This is a genomic window from Aeribacillus sp. FSL K6-8210, from assembly GCF_037963925.1.
Taxonomy (GTDB): Bacteria; Bacillota; Bacilli; order Bacillales; family Aeribacillaceae; genus Aeribacillus; species Aeribacillus composti.
In genome coordinates this window covers 2,224,838-2,243,205 of the sequence record NZ_CP150172.1, presented here as the reverse complement: position 1 = coordinate 2,243,205, position 18,368 = coordinate 2,224,838, and the positions used below count along the sequence as shown (strand labels likewise).

Sequence of the window (18,368 nt, the reverse complement as noted above, 5' to 3'; positions counted from 1 at the left end):
TAATGAAAATTAAAAAACGAATAAATGTTCCCTTTTTTCTTGGCAAACAGGAAAAAACACGGTATATTTATTTTGAAGCTATCAATTTTTTAAGGAGGAAATTGTATTGAATCATGATCGTCAAGCTGCCTTGGAAATGGCGTTAAAACAGATTGAAAAACAATTCGGAAAAGGTTCGATAATGAAGCTTGGAGAACAAGCTGAGCGAAAAGTTTCAACAGTTCCAAGCGGATCGCTGGCATTGGATGCAGCTCTTGGCGTCGGCGGATATCCTCGAGGTCGGATTATTGAAATATATGGACCGGAAAGCTCCGGTAAAACGACAGTGGCCCTTCATGCCATTGCTGAAGTTCAAGCTCTAGGCGGGCAAGCAGCGTTCATCGATGCGGAACATGCGCTCGACCCTGTCTATGCGCAAAATTTAGGTGTTAATATTGATGAACTGCTTTTGTCGCAGCCCGATACCGGCGAGCAGGCTCTTGAGATTGCAGAAGCTCTCGTTCGCAGCGGTGCAGTCGACATCATTGTCATTGACTCGGTCGCAGCACTCGTCCCAAAAGCGGAAATTGAAGGCGAAATGGGCGATGCGCATGTCGGATTGCAGGCGCGTCTTATGTCGCAAGCGCTTCGGAAGCTTTCAGGAGCCATCAGCAAGTCGAAAACCATTGCGATTTTTATTAATCAAATAAGGGAAAAAGTGGGCGTCATGTTCGGAAATCCCGAGACAACTCCAGGGGGACGCGCGCTGAAATTTTACTCATCTGTCCGCCTTGAAGTGCGCAGAGCTGAACAGCTGAAACAAGGAAATGATATGGTAGGAAACAAAACGAAAATTAAAGTTGTCAAAAACAAAGTAGCGCCTCCTTTTAGAACGGCAGAAGTTGATATCATGTACGGGGAAGGGATTTCAAAAGAAGGAGAAATCATCGACCTGGGAACGGAATTGGATATTATACAAAAAAGCGGTTCGTGGTATTCTTACCAAGAGGAGCGTTTAGGACAAGGAAGAGAAAATGCAAAGCAATTTTTGCGCGAAAATCCGGATATTCGCGATGCCATTCAGCAAGAAATTCGCAAGGCATATGGCCTTGAAACGAATGAACCTGTGCAAGAGGGGCAGGAAACGTTCGAGCTTTTGGATGAATAATGTACGCACATCTTAGCGTAAGGCTGGCGAAGTAGCCGGTCTTATTTTTTTGGTCAAAAAAAGCCCCATCCTTTGTTCGACAAGATGAAAACTTGACAAGGGTTATTCCCACATTTAAAATGGATATGTATATTTTTTCATTTTTGCAATATATTTAACATATTTTTTTGGAAAATGTTATCGGGAGAGTAAATGTGTAATGCCGACACTTTCTTTGTGACAAGTTCATAGCAAGAGGAGGTGAAAGAATGGAACTCATTGAAATCATCTCCATTTTGCTTGGCCTAATCGTCGGTGCAGTTGTTGGTTATTTTGTTCGAAAATCCATTGCTGAAGCGAAAATAGCGGGTGCAAAAAACGCCGCGGAACAAATTCTTGAAGATGCTAAGCGTGAAGCTGAAGCAACGAAAAAAGAAGCGCTTCTGGAAGCAAAGGATGAAATTCATAAGCTTCGTTTGGAAGTAGAAAAAGAAATTCGCGAAAGAAGAAATGAACTTCAAAAACAAGAAAACCGTTTAATGCAAAAAGAGGAGAATCTCGATCGAAAAGATGAATCATTAGATAAGCGTGAGGCGATGCTAGATAAAAAAGAAGATTCTCTAAATGAAAGACAACAGCATATTGAAGAGATGGAAAGCAAAGTGGAAAAGATGGTGCAAGAAGGACAAATAGAGCTTGAACGCATTTCGGGTTTATCGCGTGAAGAGGCGAAACAAATCATCCTTGAACGAGTGGAAAAGGAACTTTCTCATGATATTGCTGTAATGGTGAAAGAAGCAGAAACAAAGGCGAAAGAAGAAGCAGACAAAAAAGCAAAGGCAATTCTTTCCCTTGCTATACAGCGCTGTGCAGCAGATCATGTGGCTGAAACGACCGTTTCTGTTGTGAATTTGCCAAATGACGAAATGAAAGGCAGAATTATCGGCAGAGAAGGAAGAAATATCCGCACTCTTGAAACGTTGACAGGGATCGACCTCATCATCGACGATACACCGGAAGCGGTTATTTTATCAGGATTTGATCCGATTCGCCGTGAAACAGCAAGAATTGCGCTTGACAAGCTTGTTCAAGACGGGCGCATTCATCCAGCGCGAATTGAAGAAATGGTGGAAAAATCGCGGCGGGAAGTGGACGAGCATATTAGGGAAATCGGAGAACAAACGACATTTGAAGTAGGCGTTCACGGTCTTCATCCGGATTTGATCAAAATTTTAGGCAGATTGAAATTTCGAACGAGCTATGGCCAGAACGTGCTGAAGCATTCAATAGAGGTTGCCTTTTTAACCGGATTGATGGCTGCCGAATTAGGTGAGGATCAAATCCTTGCAAGACGTGCAGGGCTTCTGCACGACATCGGAAAAGCCATTGACCACGAAGTAGAAGGAAGCCATGTTGAAATCGGCGTGGAGCTGGCAACGAAGTATAAAGAACACCCTGTTGTCATCAACAGCATTGCTTCCCATCATGGGGATGAAGAACCGACATCGGTAATTGCGGTTTTAGTTGCAGCGGCTGATGCTTTATCGGCAGCACGGCCGGGTGCTCGCAGTGAAACGCTTGAAAATTATATTCGCAGGCTTGAAAAATTGGAGGAAATTTCCGAGTCGTTTGAAGGTGTGGAAAAATCGTACGCCATTCAAGCAGGCCGCGAAGTTCGCATCATGGTAAAACCGGATGCAATAGATGATTTAGAAGCTCATCGATTAGCAAGAGATATTCGCAAGCGGATCGAAGAAGAGCTTGACTACCCTGGACATATTAAAGTGACCGTCATTAGGGAAACTCGTGCGGTTGAATATGCCAAATAAAGTGGTACATGAAAATGTGCCGCTTTATTTTTTTTTCAATTTATGCAAAACTATATAATAAACATTTAGAAAGGAATTCATCATGAAAGTTTTATTTGTAGGCGATGTGGTAGGAGCAAAAGGGAGAGAAATGGTTGAACAATATTTGCCGAAGCTGAAGAAAAAATATAATCCTGAAGTAACAATTGTCAATGGTGAAAATTCTGCACATGGCAAAGGAATAACTATGAAAATTTACCAGAAGCTTCTTTCATTGGGAGTTCAGGCAGTGACAATGGGCAACCATACTTGGGATAAAAAAGAAATTTTTGAATTTATCGATGAAGCAAAAGCGTTGGTTCGACCGGCTAACTTTCCTGAAGGCACACCAGGAAAAGGAATCGTGTACGTGGAAGCGGATGGAAAAGAGCTTGCAGTCATAAACCTCCAGGGAAGAACATTTTTGCCGGCAATCGATTGCCCTTTTCGGAAAGCGGATGAATTGATTCAAGAAGCGAAGAAAAGAACTCCATATATTTTTGTTGATTTTCATGCGGAAGCAACGAGCGAAAAACAAGCGATGGGCTGGTATTTGGATGGGAAAGTTTCCGCAGTGGTTGGCACTCATACACACGTTCAAACTGCCGATGAAAGAATTTTAGATAAAGGAACGGCATTTATTACCGATGCCGGGATGACAGGACCATATGACGGTATTTTAGGAGTTGACAGGGAAGCAGTATTAAAAAAATTTTTAACGAATCTCCCTGTTCGGTTTGAAATCAATGAAGGCAGAGGACAATTGAATGCCGTATTAGTGGAAATTGAGGAAGGAACCGGCAAAGCGAAATCGATCAAACGAATATTAATCAATGATGATCACGTTTATTTTGAATAAATTAAATCACTAGCGTTGCATTAATTTAATTCGAAAATTCCGAATTGAAAAAAGTCCATAAAAAAATCCTTTATAATGGATGGTACAGGTGGTCCCTGTCCAAATCCAATATAAAGGATGAAGCCTATGGACAAGGATACACTATTTTCTTCATTTGGTAAATGGGTCACTCCTCTCAATTCTGTTAAATTTACACAAAGAATTGAAGAGATGAAACAAGATAAATATACGAAAAAATTAACCACAAAAGCGTATTTACTTTTGTTTTTGCATGCTCAACTTCAACAACGAGAAGGACTGCGCGCCATCGCCGATGATGCGTTACTGGATGATTTTCAGCGAGAATTAGGATTGACATCTATTAGTGCTTCACAACTTTCTCGAAAACATCGCCAAGTAAAACCCGAATGACCCGCAGAAATTTTTCTGGATTTAGTGAATCAAATCCGCCAGATGTCCACGAATTCCTCCAGTCAGGTGAGTGGCTTAAAAATCGTGGATTCTACGACCATTTCACTGAATCTGAAAAAATATCAATGGGCTACGTTTCGCAAAACGAAGTCGGGAATTAAGGTTCATTTACGACTGGTGTTTGTCAATGAAGATACGGTTTATCCGGAAAAAATGGTCATGACCCCAGCAGGGAACAATGATCGAACACAAATGGAACAACTGATCGACGAAACAGATGCCATGTACGTGTTTGATCGTGGTTATGTAGACTACGAAAAGTTCGATTATTACTGTGATAAAGGCCTCTTTTTCGCCTCCCGTCTGAAAAAGAATGCCTATGTTCGATTTCTTGAATCATTCTCTGTCCCATCCAATTCCTCTATTTTATCTGATTCGATGGTGGTCATTGGGACACCACAAAAACGAAGGGAAATGTCTTTCGATTAATCGAAACATTCGATTCGGACGGGAATCGAATTCGAATCATTACGAACCGATTCGACCTAAATCCAGAAGAACTTGGTGATATCTATCGTTCTCGATGGGCCATTGAACTATTTTTTAAGTGGATTAAGCAACGTTTAACACTCAAACATCTTTATGGAACGAGTCCAGAAGCTGTAGAAAATCAGGTTTACTTAGCTCTGATTTCTTACTGTTTACTCATTCTTATTCAACTTGAAATGAAATCGAAACATTCTCTCACTCAGATTTATCGTTGGCTTCGCGTTTTTCTTTGGAAACCAAGTACCGTGTGGGTGGAACGAATTCAACGGGAATGAGTTGAAAAAAGTCGGCGAAGCGCAGTAGCCATGTAACAATAAAACAAATACATTTATTACCAAATGGATAGTGATCACCTTTAGTTGGTTACTGCCTTGTTTTTCGTTTATCATAAAATATTTTATTCAGAAAATTCTGCATAAAATGTTTTTATTTTTTATGCAACGCTACTGAAATTAAATAAAAAAAATTAAAAATAAGCAGGAATACTGCTAAACTTTAGGGAATATAGTAACTATGGGATGGAACCAATTGTTCAAGAGGTGATGGGTCTTTTGAACAATGCATCTAACAGCATTTGTTCCAATAAATTTTCACGAACCATTGTAAAAAATGAAGGGGGAACTAGGAAATGGAAATATTAAAAGTTTCAGCAAAATCTAATCCGAATTCTGTCGCCGGAGCGCTAGCAGGGGTGCTAAGGGAGCGTGGAGCCGCCGAAATTCAAGCGATTGGAGCTGGAGCATTGAATCAAGCTGTAAAAGCGGTAGCGATAGCAAGAGGATTTGTAGCTCCGAGTGGTGTTGACTTAATTTGTATTCCGGCATTTACAGATATTCAAATAGACGGTGAAGAACGAACAGCCATTAAATTGATTGTTGAGCCGAGATAACATGTTTTAAATAAATTAGCTAAACAGTCTGCACTCCTTATCGGTTGCAGACTGTTTTTTGCTTAAAATGTTGATAATATTTATCGGTTTTATTATAATTTCATTATACAGAAATGAAGAATGGTGAATATTTAAAATTTTTTGTCATTACAAGCATTTAAACTTGTAATTTTGATTATTTAGGGATAAAATTGAAATCGTTTAGGATTATCCCAAAAATTTTAAGGTATGGTGGTTTTGCTGCCAGAACAAGGTTATTATGGCTAAAAATAGCATAATTCATCATCATAGACTTTTCGGCAGGGCAGTGGGCCTCTAAAATACCGGAAATGATAAAGATATTTTAGATCCAAAGGAGTGTAACATAGAAATGGTAAACCAACTCTCATGGAAAGTCGGTGGGCAGCAAGGAGAAGGAATCGAAAGTACAGGAGAAGTCTTTGCAATTACGCTCAACCGGCTTGGTTATTACCTATATGGATACCGCCACTTTTCTTCACGAATTAAAGGGGGACATACAAACAATAAAATTCGTGTCAGCACGAAGAAAGTTCGAACGATAAGCGATGATTTAGATATTCTTGTTGCTTTTGACCAAGAAACGATCGATTTTAATTTTCACGAATTGCGGGACGGCGGAGTTATTCTTGCCGATGCAAAGTTTGGACCGAAAATCCCTGAAGGAAGCAATGTTTCCTTATATTCAGTACCTTTTACGGAAATCGCTTCAGAGCTGGGAACATCTTTAATGAAGAACATGGTTGCAATCGGTGCAACAAGCGCAATTTTGAATCTTGACCCGTCATTATTTCAGGAAGTTGTACAAGACACTTACGGAAGAAAAGGCGATCAAGTCGTCTTAAACAACATGGAGGCGATTAGAAAAGGCGCCCAATATTTAAAAGAAGAATTAGGGTTTGACCGTTCAGATCTTTATTTGGAAAAAGCGGATGGTCAAAAGCGGATGTTCATGATTGGAAACGACGCCATCGCTCTAGGTGCGATTGCCGCTGGTGCACGCTTTATGGCTGCCTATCCGATTACTCCCGCTTCGGAAATTATGGAATATTTGATTAAAAAGCTTCCAGATTTAGGAGGAGCTGTCATTCAGACGGAAGACGAAATCGCTGCAGCCACAATGGCGATTGGAGCCAACTATGCTGGCGCTAGGGCATTTACTTCCTCTGCTGGTCCAGGTTTATCATTAATGATGGAATCGATCGGTCTGTCAGGCATGACGGAAACTCCGCTAGTCATAGTTGATACACAGCGCGGTGGTCCGAGCACTGGACTTCCAACTAAGCAGGAGCAATCGGATTTAATGGCTATGATTTACGGAACACATGGAGAGATACCAAAAATTGTTATTGCACCGAGCACGGTGGAAGAAGCATTTTATGATACCGTTGAGGCGTTTAACTTAGCGGAAGAGTACCAATGCCCTGTGATTGTACTTTCTGATTTGCAGCTTTCTCTTGGTAAGCAAACGGTTGAACCTCTTTCCTATGAATCTATCCAAATTCGGCGCGGAAAACTATTAAATGAAGAATTAGTTCCGGAAGCAGGCAATCAAGGGTATTTCAAACGCTATGAAATAACAGAAGACGGTATATCGCCGCGAGTGATTCCTGGAATGAAAAACGGCATCCACCATGTGACAGGTGTTGAGCACGATGAAACCGGAAAACCTTCGGAAGCTGCCGCAAACAGAAAGGCGCAAATGGAAAAACGGCTTCGCAAATTAGAACAAATAGAGTTCAACAATAAAGTTCATAAAAATGACAAGCATGAAGAGCCGGATATTTTGTTCATTGGCTACATTTCGACAAGAGGGGCCATTGAGGAAGCGATGGAACGTCTAGAAGAAGACGGAGTGAAAGTGAACCATGCGCACATCCGTCTCATTCATCCATTCCCGAAAGAGGAAATTCGCCCGCTCATTGAAAAGGCTAAACAAGTCATCGTTGTGGAGCATAATGCAACAGGACAATTAGCAAATCTTATAAAAATGAATGTCGGATTTGCTGACAAAATTCAATCTCTATTAAAATATGACGGAAACCCGTTCCTGCCGAATGAAATTTATACGCAAAGCAAGGAGTTCACAAAACAAGGAGTGTTGTTCTAAATGGCCACTTTTAAAGATTTTCGCAACAATGTCAAACCGAATTGGTGTCCGGGTTGCGGCGATTTCTCGGTTCAAGCAGCTATACAGAGGGCAGCGGCTAATGTCGGTTTGGAACCGCATCAGCTTGCAGTCATTTCCGGAATTGGATGCTCAGGAAGGATTTCAGGTTATATATATTCTTACGGCTTCCATGGAATTCACGGTCGTGCGCTGCCGATCGCACAAGGCGTAAAAATGGCGAACCAAGATTTAACGGTCATAGCAGCTGGCGGTGACGGCGATGGGTTTGCTATTGGTACGGCGCATACCATTCATTCGATGAGAAGAAATATCGACATTACGTATATTGTGATGGACAACCAAATTTACGGGTTAACAAAAGGACAAACGTCCCCAAGAAGTGATGTCGGTTTTAAAACAAAAAGCACCCCGCAAGGTTCAATTGAATCTCCGCTGTCCGTAATGGAATTGGCGTTAACAGCAGGTGCTACGTTTGTTGCGCAAAGCTTTTCGACAGATTTAAAAGATTTAACTTCCTTGATCGAACAAGCAATTCAGCATAAAGGCTTTTCCTTTATCAACGTGTTCAGTCCTTGCGTTACTTATAACAAAGTGAACACATACGACTGGTTTAAAGAGAATTTAACAAAGCTGAAAGATATTGAAGGATATGATCCTTCTGACAAAAAACTTGCCATGCAAACGTTAATGGAATATAACGGTCTTGTAACAGGTCTTATTTATCAAAATAAAGAACAAAAACCATATGAAGAGCTTGTTCCAGGATTCGGCGAAGTGCCGCTTGCAAAAGCTGAACTGAAACTTAGCAAAGAAAAATTTGACGAATTAGTAGCAGAGTTTATGTAGGAGAGGGGTTCCCCTCTCTCTTTTTTTGATTTCAATTGTTAAAGGAAGAAATCTACTTTTAGCTTATTTCTAGAAATCTTGTATCGAAAATTTTTAAAAAAAGTGTCTTTATTATAAAATAATGGTGCAATATTGTGTTCTGCTACTTAACACGATATACTATAAAACAGTGTACACTTTTAAACATGAAGGAGTAATGCGCCATGAATGAAAAACAACGATTAGCAACCACGTTTGTGAATCCTTCGGACAAAAAATCCGAGAAGGATTACAGTAAGTATTTCGAGCGTGTTTACATTCCGCCTTCTTTAAAAGATGCGAAAAAGCGCGGAAAAGAAGAAGTGAAATACCATAAAGATTTTGTCATTCCTGAACATTTAAAAGGAATGGGAGAAGGCAGAAAGTTTTATATTCGCACATACGGATGTCAAATGAATGAACATGATACGGAAGTGATGGCCGGTATTTTTATGCAGCTCGGATATAAGCCGACTGACAGCACAGAAGATGCTGATGTTATTTTGTTAAACACATGTGCGATCAGGGAAAACGCTGAAAACAAAGTATTTGGGGAAATTGGGCATTTGAAGCCGCTCAAAATGGAAAAGCCGGATCTTATCTTAGGTGTTTGCGGCTGCATGTCCCAAGAAGAATCTGTTGTCAACAAAATTTTAAAGCAGTACCAATATGTTGATTTAATTTTTGGAACACACAACATTCACCGCCTTCCGCATTTGTTGAATGAAGCGTACATGTCGAAGGAAATGGTCGTGGAGGTTTGGTCAAAAGAAGGCGATGTGATTGAAAACCTTCCGAAAGTCCGGAAAGGAAATATTAAAGCTTGGGTCAATATTATGTACGGCTGCGACAAATTTTGCACATATTGCATTGTTCCGTACACTCGAGGCAAAGAACGGAGCCGCAGACCGGAGGATATTATTCAAGAAGTTCGCCACCTTGCAGCGCAAGGGTATAAAGAAATCACGTTACTTGGTCAAAACGTAAATGCCTACGGGAAAGATTTTGACGATATCAAATACGGCCTAGGCGATTTAATGGACGAGCTTCGAAAAATCGATATCGCCAGAATTCGTTTTACCACAAGTCACCCGAAAGATTTTGACGACCGTTTAATTGAAGTTTTGGCCAAAGGCGGCAACCTTGTCGATCATATCCATCTTCCGGTGCAGTCAGGCAGCTCGGAAATATTGAAATTGATGGCACGCAAATATACGCGCGAACAGTATTTAGAATTAGTGCAAAAAATTAAAAAGGCGATTCCAAACGTTTCGTTAACGACTGATATCATTGTCGGCTTTCCAAATGAGACGGATGAGCAGTTTGAAGAAACACTCTCCCTCTATCGCGAAGTCGGCTTTGACAGTGCCTATACGTTCATTTATTCGCCTCGGGAAGGAACGCCTGCTGCTAAAATGAAAGATAATGTCCCGATGGAAGTGAAAAAAGAACGGCTGCAGCGATTAAATGCATTAGTCAACGAAATTTCCGCCCAAAAAATGAAAGAATATGAAGGCAAAGTCGTTGAGGTATTAGTTGAAGGCGAGAGCAAAAACAATCCTGACATTTTGGCAGGGTATACGAGAAAAAATAAACTAGTTAACTTTAAAGGTCCGAAATCGGCGATTGGTCAGCTTGTAAAAGTAAAAATTACAAAAGCCAAAACCTGGACTCTTGATGGAGAAATGGTGGAAGAGCAAATTGGGGTGACATTGTAATGGCGTATACGAAAGACGATATTTTAGAAAAGGCAAAAGAACTGGCGCAAATGATAGCCGAAACAGAGCAAGTTGACTTCTTTAAAAAAGCGGAAGAACAAATTAACGAAAATCAAAAAGTTCGGGAAATGATTGCCAGCATTAAAAGCCTGCAAAAACAAGCCGTCAATTTTCAGCATTTCGGAAAGCATGAAGCTCTCAAACAAGTGGAGGAGAAAATTGACAGCCTGTATGAAGAATTAGATCAAATTCCGATCGTCCAGCAATTTAAAGAATCGCAAATTGAAGTTAACGATCTTCTTCAATTAGTAGCGAATACAATTTCAAACCATGTGACAAATGAAATTATTCGTTCAACTGGAGGTAATCTGTTAACGGGTGAAACAGGCGCCCAAATTCGGAATAAACATGGATCTTGCCATTAATCGTATTAAGGTTTTCAGGCTATTTTTGAAAAAATAAAAACCGTTTGAGCTTATGAACAATCGGTATTTCTATGATTTCGGCCAACCCTCCCTCATTTTGTTTAAAGACGCGTCAGCGTCTTTTTTAATTTTTGGTACATATTTTCTGGCTCATGCATAGAATGAACTAGAAGGATTTATGAAAATATCGAGCTTGTCCTAGCGAAAATCTTTTTACGATCGTTTTGAGGAGGGTTTGGCAAATGGCAGAATATAGGGAAATCATAACGAAAGCGGTAGTAGCAAAAGGTCGAAAGTTTACTCAAGCAACACATACGATTAGTCCTGAGAAGAAACCAGCAAGTATTTTGGGTGGTTGGATTATTAACCATAAATATGATGCGCAAAAACGGGGGAAAACAGTTGAAATCGAGGGAACATATGATATTAACGTTTGGTATTCATTTGATGAAAATACGAAAACAGAAGTAGTTACAGAGCGTGTCAAGTATACAGATGTGTTAAAATTACGATATAAAGATGACAACTATTTAGATGACGAGAACGAAGTGGTTGCCCGTGTTTTGCAGCAGCCGAATTGTCTGGAAGTCACCATTTCTCCAAACGGCGAAAACATTGTGGTTCAAGTAGAAAGAGAATTTTTAGCAGAGGTCATCGGAGAAACGAAAGTGGTCGTCTCCGTCCATCCTAGCAACTTGTCTGAATCCGATGAGGAATGGGATGATTGGGAAGAGGATTTAGAGGATGAAATAGAAGATTTGACGCCAGAGCTTTTAGAAGGTGAGCCAGAAGAATAATAAAAAACTAGGAGGGCTGCTTCCTAGTTTTTTTATGTCAAAGGTTTGGCGGCATAAACAAATCTGTGAATAATCGTGTACTAGCTTCCTGTTTTTTATGTCAAAGATTTGACGGAAAAAACTAATTTGCGATAATCACGCGCTGGTTTCCTTGTTTTTTAGTCAAATGTTTGACGGAATAAATAATCTGCGAATAATCGTGCCCTTGCTTCCTAGTTTTTTATGTCAAAGGTTTAACGGAAAAAACTAATTTGCGATAATCACGCACCTGCTTCTTAATTTTTTATGTCAAAAGTTTAAAGGAATAAACAAATCCGCCATTAATCATGAACATGCTTCTTTATTTTTTATGTCAAAGGTTGACGCAATAAACAAAATTGCGAATAATCATGTACGTGCTTATTAGTTTTATTGTTTTGTCATAGGTTATTTGAGCGAATAAGTTTTTTTCGGAATAAAGAGTTTGTGCTATAATAAAAGATGTTAACTTTTACATACAGTCGGGGGATGAACATGGCACAATACACGCCAATGATACAGCAATATTTAAACATCAAGGCAGACTATCAGGATGCCTTTTTATTTTTTCGTTTAGGCGATTTTTATGAAATGTTTTTTGAGGATGCCATCAAGGCTTCTCAAGAATTGGAAATTACGTTAACAAGCCGTGATGGCGGGGGCGAGGAAAGAATCCCGATGTGCGGGGTGCCGTATCACTCAGCCTCAAGCTACATCGAACAGCTCATTGAAAAGGGCTATAAGGTGGCGATTTGTGAACAAACAGAAGATCCGAAACAAGCAAAAGGTGTTGTGAAGCGGGAAGTCGTTCAGCTCATTACACCAGGGACATTAATGGAAGGAAAAGGGCTAGGCGAGAAAGACAACCAATATATTGCTTCCGTTACGGTCTTTGAAGCGCTTTTCGGCCTAGCTTTGACAGATATTACGACAGGGGAATCATATGTCACCCTTCTCTCCACAATGGAGGACTGCTTGGGCGAGCTTTATTCCCGCCAAGTGAAAGAGATTGTAGTGGCAGATGATTTTCCTGAGAAACTGAAAAAAATGATATTAGAAAGACAGCCTGTGACATTTTCGATTGAAAAAGACGCAGCTTATCTTGAAAAATTAGACAGCATTGCAGGACATTTGCAAGATCAGCGGCTGAAAATAACGTTTGCAAGGCTATACAACTATTTAGAACGGACGCAAAAACGGACGCTAGAGCATTTGCAAAAGGTGGAGTTTTATCAATTAAATCAATATTTGAAAATTGATATGTACTCGAAAAGAAATTTGGAGCTGACCGAGACGATTCGGTCGAAAGGAAAAAAAGGCTCCCTTCTTTGGCTGCTAGATGAGACGAAAACAGCTATGGGCGCGCGTCTGCTGAAGCAATGGATTGACCGTCCTCTTATTGACAAAAAAGAAATTGAAAAGCGGCAAAATATCGTTGGAATGTTGATCGACCGCTATATCGAAAGAGAAGAACTAAGGGAATTGCTGAAGGAAGTATATGACTTAGAAAGACTGTCGGGAAAAATTGCGTTCGGAAATGCAAACGCAAGAGATCTGATTCAATTGAAAAAGTCGCTTGAAAAAATTCCTGAGATCCGCACAATCGTTGCTTCGTTAGGAATTGCTGATTCGGAGCAAATAAAAAAAGAAATTGATCCTTGTGAAAGCTTGAAGGAGTTGCTTCAAAAAGCAATCATCGAAAACCCGCCAATTTCAGTCAAAGAAGGGAACATCATTAAGGACGGATTTAACGAAGAATTGGATCGCTACAGAGATGCAGCGAGAAACGGAAAAACGTGGATAGCAGAGCTGGAAAAGAGAGAAAGAGAGCTGACAGGAATTAAATCGCTTAAAATCGGCTACAACAAAGTGTTTGGATATTATATTGAAGTAACGAAAGCGAATCTTCATCTTTTGGATGAAGGAAGATATGAACGGAAACAGACGCTGGCCAATGCCGAACGTTATGTGACACCAGAGCTGAAAGAGAAAGAAGCATTGATTTTAGAAGCGGAAGAAAAAATCGTTGATCTTGAGTATGAATTGTTCGTGCAAATTCGCGACGAAGTAAAGCAATATATTCCTAGATTGCAGCTCTTGGCTAAAAAGATTGCCGAGCTTGACTGCCTGCAATGCTTTGCTGTAATCAGCGAAGAACGACATTATACGAAACCGTCCTTTTCCGACTCCGAGCTTTACATTAAAGATGGTCGTCATCCAGTCGTAGAAAAAGTGATGGAATCCGAAAACTATGTTCCGAATGATTGCTGGATGAAAGAAGGAAGGAACATTCTTTTAATTACCGGTCCAAACATGTCAGGAAAAAGTACGTACATGCGGCAAATTGCTTTAACGGCTGTTTTGGCGCAAATCGGCTGCTTTGTCCCTGCCAGCGAAGCGGTTCTGCCGATCTTTGACCAAATTTTTACTAGAATTGGAGCGGCGGACGATTTAGTATCAGGGCAAAGTACGTTTATGGTGGAAATGCTGGAAGCCAAAAATGCGATTGTACATGCCACGAATCAAAGCTTGATTTTATTTGATGAAATCGGGCGCGGGACATCGACATATGACGGCATGGCGCTTGCTCAAGCGATAATCGAATACATTCACGACCACATCGGAGCCAAAACATTGTTCTCGACCCATTATCACGAATTAACCGTGCTCGGAGATGAATTGCAAAATGTGCAGAACGTCCATGTTAAGGCAATAGAGGAAAACGGAAAGGTTGTTTTTCTCCATAAAGTGGATGAAGGGGCGGCTGATCAAAGCTACGGAATTCATGTTGCTGAGCTTGCGGAGCTTCCTGAAATTCTTATCCAAAGGGCAAAAGAAATATTGAGCAAACTGGAAGGAGACAATCAGAAAGAGAAACATACACCATCCGTCATCGAGCATTCGGTGGAACGGAGCATCGAGTATTCTGCGGAGCCAAGCCAGCTTTCTTTATTCGGCGATGAAATAGCAGAGAAGAAAAAAGAGCCGGCAGGGAAAAAGCTTTCATCAAAGGAAAAAGAGGTGCTCTCCATCATTTCTTCCTTAGATCTATTGGATATGACGCCTCTTGAAGCATTAAACACACTGTATGACATCCAAAAGAAATTGAAATAGGTGATGATGATGGGAAAAATCATCCTTATGGATGCTAGTTTATCCAACAAAATTGCCGCTGGGGAAGTCGTGGAGCGGCCGGCTTCTGTTGTGAAAGAACTAGTCGAAAATGCGATTGATGCAAACAGCACAGTGATAGAAATTGAGGCGGAAGAAGGCGGTTTGAGCAAAATTCGCGTCGTGGACAATGGGGACGGAATGGAGCCAGATGATTGCGAAAAGGCGTTTAAGCGGCATGCAACAAGCAAAATTAAAGATGAAGCGGATTTATTCCGCATCCGAACTCTCGGTTTCCGGGGCGAAGCGCTGCCTTCGATTGCCGCCGTTTCTCATCTGGAAATGAAAACTAGCACTGGGGATAAACCCGGGACGAAAATTACTTTAATCGGCGGGAAGGTAACAGCAAAAGAGACAGCATCAAGTCGAAAAGGAACGGACATTACGGTCACGAACCTGTTTTTCAATACGCCGGCGCGATTGAAGTATATGAAAAGCTTGAATACGGAGCTTGGGAGAATAACCGACATAGTCAATCGTCTTGCGCTGAGCTATCCAAACATATCGTTTAAATTTACGCATAACGGCCGGCGGCTTCTATATACGAACGGCAAAGGAGATGTAAGGCAAGTTCTTGCAGCGATTTACGGGGTTCCCATTGCGAAAAAAATGTTTCCAGTCCATTTCCGTTCGCTTGATTTTGACATACGCGGCTATTTATCGTTGCCGGAAGTGACAAGAGCATCCAAAAACTATATTTCTACGATGATCAACGGAAGATTTATTAAAAATCATTCCATTACGAAGGCGGTGGAAGAAGGGTACCATACGCTCCTGCCTATAGGGCGTTTTCCGGTCGTCTATCTTCATATTGAAATGGATCCGATCTTAGTGGACGTAAATGTTCATCCTGCCAAACTGGAGGTCAGAATCAGCAAAGAAGCGGAATTATTTGAAGTCATCGCAAAAGGCATCCAGGATGCATTTAAGAAAAAAGAGCTTATCCCAACCTCTGATACTGTCAAAAAGAAAAAAGAGCACCCGGTAAATGTGCAGCAGGAGATCCAATTTGAACATCTGATCAATGAGGAAAAACAGGATCCAGAATGGACGTTTCAACCAAAAACGGCTGACAATCAATGGAACGAAGATGATTTGTATTCGATTGATCATAGAGGAGCGGATGAAGAGCAGCAACAATCCTTTTCCTCTGAAAAAATAGCTGAACCTCCAGTTGTCGATGGAGAAACTGAAGTACAAGAGTATTTGCCAAATAACAACGAAGAACATGAAGAGAAGGTTTCGGACAATAATAGGTTGGATGAAAGCCGAGTTCCTCCAATGTATCCAATTGGACAGATGCACGGCACTTACATTTTGGCGCAAAATGAAAAAGGATTATATATAATCGATCAGCATGCTGCCCAAGAAAGAATCAAATATGAATATTTTCGCGAAAAAGTTGGGGAAGTGGCGAGCGAAGTGCAGGAAATGCTTGTTCCCCTAACACTGAGCTTTTCCTCTGATGAAGTCATGGTGATCGAAGAGCATAAAGAAGAGCTGGCTGAGGTCGGAGTGTTTTTGGAGAATTTTGGACCGAACACCTATATCATTCGATCTCATCCAACATGGTTTCCGCAAGGTGAAGAAAAAGAAATTATTGAAGAGCTGATCCAGCAGGTGCTTGATGAAAAAAAGACGGATATCCACAAGCTTAGAGAAGATGCAGCCATCATGATGAGCTGCAAAGGATCAATTAAAGCGAATAAATATTTAAACAATGAAGAAATATTCGCGTTGCTAGAATCGCTAAGAAAAGCGTCAGATCCATTTACTTGCCCTCATGGCCGGCCGATCATCATTCATTTTTCCACCTATGAGCTGGAAAAAATGTTTAAGAGGGTTATGTAATAGTTTTCTGCTGCATGTAAAAGATCGTTGTCAAGTTATGAGGTAAATGGAGATGAGGGCAATGATTGGACAAAAGTTGTTTTTTTCGGATTAGAGCAGTATAAAGAGAATATGAAATCAATTGAAAAGAGTATACTCTATGATGAAAAAGGGTATAATACATTGGTGTTTTCTTAAAAATCATGATACGATGAAACAGTGAGTATTTTTTGAAAGTGTGGTCAATATGGAAGAAAAGGATAGACTTGTTGTTTTAATTGGCCCAACTGCTGTCGGAAAGACGAAACTAAGCATTGAATTAGCCAAAAAATTAAACGGCGAAATTATCAGCGGCGATTCCATGCAGATTTATAAAGGAATGGATATCGGAACAGCAAAGATAAAAGAGCATGAAATGGAAGGAATCCCCCATCATTTAATTGACTTAAAGAATCCTTCGGAAGAATTCTCCGTTGCCGAGTTTCAAGAGCTTGCGAGAAAAGCAATTGCCTCGATAACAAAGCGCGGAAAAATGCCGATGATTGTTGGGGGAACAGGCTTGTACATTCAAGCGGTTCTATATGATGATTACCAATTTTCCGATATTCAATCTGACCCTGAAATAAGAAAAGAACTGGAAAATTTTTTGCATGAGCATGGGAATTTAGCATTACACGAACGTTTACAGGAAATCGACCCTGACAGTGCAGAACGAATTCATCCAAACAATGCTAGGAGAGTCATCCGTGCTTTAGAAATTTACTATAAAACAGGAAAAAAAATGAGCGAGCATATAAAGACGCATGAAGCAAATGAGCGCTATCATACTGCCATTATCGGCCTTACGATGGACCGCGATGTATTGTATCAACGCATTGATAAAAGAGTTGACGAAATGATTGAGGAAGGTTTGATTGAAGAAGCAAAATCGCTGTATGATTCTGGAGTTCGCGGTGTACAATCTGCGCAGGCGATTGGATATAAAGAATTATACGATTTTTTTGATGACAAGGCTTCTCTTGCAGAAGCAATTGAAACGTTGAAAAAAAACACAAGAAGATATGCGAAAAGGCAACTAACATGGTTTCGAAACAAAATGAATGTCAAATGGTTTGATATGACTCCGCCTGTCGCGATGGAAGAAAAAGTTAGTGAAATTTTTCATTATATAGCAGGAAAGCTTCTTTCTGAGAAGAAATAATAAATATAGAGGATATGAGGAGGACGAATGATGAAGCAACCGATAAACATTCAAGATCAAGTGTTAAATCAGTTACGAAAAGATGGCACTTACGTGACCGTGTTTTTATTAAACGGTTTCCAAATTAGAGGACAAGTAAAAGCATTTGATAATTTTACGGTCCTTATCGAATCAGAGGGAAAACAGCAGCTCATTTACAAGCATGCGATCTCAACATTTGCACCGCAAAGAAATGTACAAATTGACATTGAAGCATGACGAAAAAACCGGAGATGATCTCCGGTTTTTTCATGAGAAGGAAAGGTTTCGTGGCAGCGGTTCCGATATGTCAGGTATTTTTCTATCTTCAATCCATGTTTTCCTAATTATCGTCTAAACGCAGATAATTTGAATGGTCGTTATTTTTGCCCTTCGCTAATATTTAACTGACCTGTCCTAGAATCTGTACTTGTCCAGGCCGCAAGCCACCCAGGCTTCAGAAAAATACTGCTTAGTTTTTATGAAGACATAGATG

16 protein-coding genes are annotated in these 18,368 nt (G+C 40.5%); all 16 read left to right on the top strand.

Annotation, left to right across the window (positions count from 1 at the left end):
• Positions 1-136 precede the first annotated feature (136 nt).
• Entirely contained in the window at positions 137-1,147 is a 1,011-nt protein-coding gene (gene recA / locus NSQ41_RS10675; protein ID WP_063386751.1) for a recombinase RecA, read from the top strand.
• A 248-nt stretch (positions 1,148-1,395) separates the two neighbouring features.
• Positions 1,396-2,955 (top strand): ribonuclease Y, encoded by a 1,560-nt coding sequence (rny, locus tag NSQ41_RS10670; protein WP_063386730.1) that lies wholly within the window; start codon positions 1,396-1,398, stop codon positions 2,953-2,955.
• An 82-nt stretch (positions 2,956-3,037) separates the two neighbouring features.
• On the top strand, positions 3,038-3,832 hold the full coding sequence (locus NSQ41_RS10665) for a TIGR00282 family metallophosphoesterase (RefSeq protein WP_339209898.1): 795 nt from the start codon (positions 3,038-3,040) through the stop codon (positions 3,830-3,832).
• 126 nt (positions 3,833-3,958) lie between these two features.
• Positions 3,959-4,243, top strand: coding sequence for a DUF4372 domain-containing protein (locus NSQ41_RS10660; protein ID WP_339209897.1), 285 nt, complete (start codon positions 3,959-3,961; stop codon positions 4,241-4,243).
• A gap of 84 nt (positions 4,244-4,327) precedes the next feature.
• Positions 4,328-4,732, top strand: coding sequence for a transposase (locus tag NSQ41_RS10655; RefSeq protein ID WP_339209896.1), 405 nt, complete (start codon positions 4,328-4,330; stop codon positions 4,730-4,732).
• Entirely contained in the window at positions 4,732-5,067 is a 336-nt protein-coding gene (locus tag NSQ41_RS10650; RefSeq protein ID WP_339211614.1) for a transposase, read from the top strand. Before NSQ41_RS10655 ends, NSQ41_RS10650 begins: the two co-directional genes overlap by 1 nt.
• 353 nt (positions 5,068-5,420) lie before the next feature.
• Positions 5,421-5,681, top strand: a complete 261-nt coding sequence (gene spoVS / locus NSQ41_RS10645; protein ID WP_003181955.1) for a stage V sporulation protein SpoVS — start codon at positions 5,421-5,423, stop codon at positions 5,679-5,681.
• Between the two features lie 370 nt (positions 5,682-6,051).
• Entirely contained in the window at positions 6,052-7,809 is a 1,758-nt protein-coding gene (locus NSQ41_RS10640; protein ID WP_339209895.1) for a 2-oxoacid:acceptor oxidoreductase subunit alpha, read from the top strand.
• Positions 7,810-8,676, top strand: a complete 867-nt coding sequence (locus NSQ41_RS10635) for a 2-oxoacid:ferredoxin oxidoreductase subunit beta (RefSeq protein WP_063386733.1) — start codon at positions 7,810-7,812, stop codon at positions 8,674-8,676.
• A 203-nt stretch (positions 8,677-8,879) separates the two neighbouring features.
• Positions 8,880-10,412, top strand: coding sequence for a tRNA (N6-isopentenyl adenosine(37)-C2)-methylthiotransferase MiaB (gene miaB, locus NSQ41_RS10630; protein WP_094246007.1), 1,533 nt, complete (start codon positions 8,880-8,882; stop codon positions 10,410-10,412).
• Positions 10,412-10,837, top strand: coding sequence for a RicAFT regulatory complex protein RicA family protein (locus NSQ41_RS10625; protein ID WP_063386735.1), 426 nt, complete (start codon positions 10,412-10,414; stop codon positions 10,835-10,837). The genes miaB and NSQ41_RS10625 overlap by 1 nt, the downstream gene beginning before the upstream one ends.
• A gap of 242 nt (positions 10,838-11,079) precedes the next feature.
• Complete coding sequence (cotE, locus tag NSQ41_RS10620) at positions 11,080-11,634, top strand: outer spore coat protein CotE (RefSeq protein ID WP_339196461.1); 555 nt, start codon at positions 11,080-11,082, stop codon at positions 11,632-11,634.
• A gap of 513 nt (positions 11,635-12,147) precedes the next feature.
• Positions 12,148-14,766 carry a DNA mismatch repair protein MutS gene (gene mutS / locus NSQ41_RS10615; RefSeq protein ID WP_094246006.1) on the top strand — a complete coding sequence of 873 codons (2,619 nt, stop codon included), beginning with the start codon at positions 12,148-12,150 and terminating at the stop codon, positions 14,764-14,766.
• Between the two features lie 9 nt (positions 14,767-14,775).
• Positions 14,776-16,674, top strand: coding sequence for a DNA mismatch repair endonuclease MutL (gene mutL, locus NSQ41_RS10610; protein WP_339209894.1), 1,899 nt, complete (start codon positions 14,776-14,778; stop codon positions 16,672-16,674).
• Positions 16,675-16,900: 226 nt separating this feature from the next.
• The gene (miaA, locus tag NSQ41_RS10605; protein WP_339209893.1) at positions 16,901-17,854 is read left to right on the top strand and encodes a tRNA (adenosine(37)-N6)-dimethylallyltransferase MiaA; all 954 of its coding nucleotides are present in this window, start codon (positions 16,901-16,903) and stop codon (positions 17,852-17,854) included.
• A gap of 30 nt (positions 17,855-17,884) precedes the next feature.
• The gene (gene hfq / locus NSQ41_RS10600; RefSeq protein WP_066246428.1) at positions 17,885-18,112 is read left to right on the top strand and encodes an RNA chaperone Hfq; all 228 of its coding nucleotides are present in this window, start codon (positions 17,885-17,887) and stop codon (positions 18,110-18,112) included.
• Positions 18,113-18,368: the final 256 nt, after the last annotated feature.